Source organism: Streptomyces milbemycinicus, assembly GCF_002154605.1.
Classification (GTDB): domain Bacteria; phylum Actinomycetota; class Actinomycetes; order Streptomycetales; family Streptomycetaceae; genus Streptomyces; species Streptomyces milbemycinicus.
This window is the reverse complement of sequence record NZ_MUNE01001201.1, coordinates 1-613: the sequence shown is the minus strand read 5'-3', so window position 1 is coordinate 613 and position 613 is coordinate 1. Positions and strand designations below refer to the sequence as shown.

Genomic DNA, 613 nt, shown 5'->3' with positions numbered 1-613 from the left:
CTGGCGGCATCCATGGCGGAGGGGAGGTGCTGGGGAAGGACTGGACCGCTGGTGCGCACACCGGTCTTGGTCGTGGGGACGGACAGGCCGGGCACCTCGATATACACGGGTGACATCTCCCGGTAGGGCTCGCAGTGTCTCTCGATGTGCGCCTCGATCTGGCGGAACATCTCCATCCCGGGGCCACGGGACAGGCCAGGCGTGGTGGCGTTCTCGGGAGCCACGGCCCGCACCGCCCCCAGTTCGGCCGTGGCCGCGATGACGCTCTCCTCGAGAGTCTCGGGGAAGGTCGGCAGCCGGTGGGTCAGGCGCGGCAGCCCGGCCAGGCGCCGGCTGGCGGCCACGGCGGGCACATTGAGGCGTCGCTTCCAGGGTGGTCCGTCCGTGTGGGCGGCAACGGCGAGGGGTTGATCGGGGTTGGAAAGCAGGACCGTGGCAACCCCATACCAGCGGTTGGCCAACAGGGTGGTGACGGCGTTGATGGTGACGGCGTGGCGCTTGGAGTGCCCTGGGGCTGCAGTGCCGCTCTTGATGCGGGGAAGTAGACGACGCACCCGTCCGTCAGCGTCCGGCGCACCGGGCAGTTCGTGGCCGATAGCGGCGAGGGCCAGCA

The 613-nt window shown here is 70.1% G+C and carries 1 protein-coding gene; it reads right to left on the bottom strand.

Going from position 1 to position 613, the window contains the following annotated elements; all coding sequences use genetic code 11:
* The coding region (locus tag CCN51_RS55620) for a hypothetical protein (RefSeq protein ID WP_158104808.1) at positions 1-613 on the bottom strand (613 nt) is incomplete at both ends.